This is a genomic window from Streptomyces sp. NPDC006265 (genome assembly GCF_040613555.1).
Taxonomy (GTDB): Bacteria; Actinomycetota; Actinomycetes; order Streptomycetales; family Streptomycetaceae; genus Streptomyces.
The window spans coordinates 1-1,642 of the sequence record NZ_JBEXSH010001332.1 but is presented as its reverse complement, the minus strand read 5'-3'; the positions used below and the strand labels follow the sequence as shown (position 1 = coordinate 1,642).

General features: G+C 72.5%; 2 protein-coding genes and 1 pseudogene. 1 reads left to right on the top strand and 2 read right to left on the bottom strand.

Features of this window, described 5'->3' with window-relative positions:
- Positions 1–1,033 (top strand): methyltransferase (locus ABZ281_RS48545; RefSeq protein WP_356665151.1); only part of this gene is annotated, 1,033 nt, incomplete at its 5' end.
- On the opposite strand, the pseudogene ABZ281_RS48540 reads toward ABZ281_RS48545, so the two are convergent.
- Positions 1,023–1,589, bottom strand: a pseudogene (locus ABZ281_RS48540) (class II fructose-bisphosphate aldolase); the annotation flags it as partial. The gene ABZ281_RS48545 and the pseudogene ABZ281_RS48540 sit on opposite strands and share 11 nt — an antisense overlap.
- Positions 1,574–1,627, bottom strand: coding sequence for a hypothetical protein (locus ABZ281_RS48535; protein ID WP_356665153.1), 54 nt, complete (start codon positions 1,625–1,627; stop codon positions 1,574–1,576). The gene ABZ281_RS48535 and the pseudogene ABZ281_RS48540, both read right to left, overlap by 16 nt.
- Positions 1,628–1,642: the final 15 nt, after the last annotated feature.

Genomic DNA, 1,642 nt, shown 5'->3' with positions numbered 1-1,642 from the left:
GCATCTGGCCGAGGAACGGTTGCCGCTGGACGGCACGGTCGTGGTCGTCGGGGACCGCTGGGGCGCGCTGGTCACGGCGCTCGCCGCGCACCGGCCCGTGCAGATCACCGACTCCCACCTCGCGCAGGAGGCGACCCGGGCCAACCTCGCGCGGGCCGGCGTGGAGCCGGGGGCGGTGCGGCTGCTCACCACGCAGGATCCGCCGCCGGAGCGGATCGACGTGCTGCTGGTGCGGGTGCCGAAGAGCCTGGCGCTGCTGGAGAACCAGTTGCTGCGCCTGGCTCCGGCCGTGCACGCGGGGACGGTCGTCGTCGGCACGGGCATGGTGAAGGAGATCCACACCTCGACGCTGACGTTGTTCGAGCGGATCCTCGGCCCGACCCGCACCTCGCTCGCCGAGAAGAAGGCCCGGCTGATCTTCTGCACGCCGGATCCCGCCCTGGAGCGGCCCGGCAATCCGTGGCCGTACGTCTACACGCTGCCGGACGGCATCGGCCCCGCCGCGGGAGGGACGGTCGTCAATCACGCGGGGGTGTTCTGCGCCGACCGGCTCGACATCGGAACGCGGTTCTTCCTCCGGCATCTGCCCGAGGGACAGGGCCGCCGGGTGGTGGACCTGGGGTGCGGCAACGGCGTGGTGGGTACTTCGGTGGCGCTGGCCGACCCGGACGCCGAGGTGCTGTTCGTGGACGAGTCCTTCCAGGCCGTGGCCTCGGCGGAGGCGACGTACAAGGCGAACGGCGTGCCGGGGCATGCGGAGTTCCGGGTCGGTGACGGGCTGGCGGGCGTGCCGTCCGGCAGTGTCGACCTGGTCCTGAACAACCCGCCGTTCCACTCCCACCAGGCCACGACGGACGCCACGGCCTGGCGGATGTTCACCGGGGCGCGGCGCGCGCTGCGGCCGGGCGGGGAGCTGTGGGTGATCGGCAACCGGCACTTGGGCTATCACGTCAAGCTGCGGAAGCTGTTCGGCAACAGCCGGCTCGTCGCGAGCGACCCGAAGTTCGTGGTGCTGAAGGCCGTCAAGCGGTAGCGGCGCCGAGGGTCTGGAGGGTGCCGGCCACCGCCCGTGTCATCGCCTCCCGCCCGAGCGTCAGGTAGCTGCGGGGATCGACCGCTTCCGGCCGGTCGGCGAGGAACTCCCGGATCGCACCGGTCAGCGCGATGTTCAGCGCCGTACCGATGTTGACCTTGGTGATGCCGCCCGCGACCGCCGCCGTCAGTTCGTCGTCCGGGACGCCGGAGGAGCCGTGCAGGACGAGCGGGACGTCCAGCGCGGCAGACAGGCGCTTGAGCAGGGCGTGGTCGAGGGCCGCCGTGCGGGTGGTCATGGCGTGGGAGCTGCCAATGGCGACGGCCAGGGCGTCCACGCCCGAGTCGGCGACGAAGACCCGTGCCTCGTCGGGGTCGGTGCGGGCGCCGGGGGCGTGCGCGTCCAGTGGGGCCCTGCCGTTCTTGCCGCCGATCTGGCCCAGCTCGGCCTCGATCCAGAGCCCTTGGGCGTGCGCCCGGTCGACCGCCGCCCGGGTCGCGGCGAGGTTCTCCACGTAGGGCAGCCGGGCCGCGTCGTACATCACGGAGCTGAACCCCCGAGCGCGAAGAGCAGGTACACGAACGCGGCGAAGATGTGGCCGGCGATGAG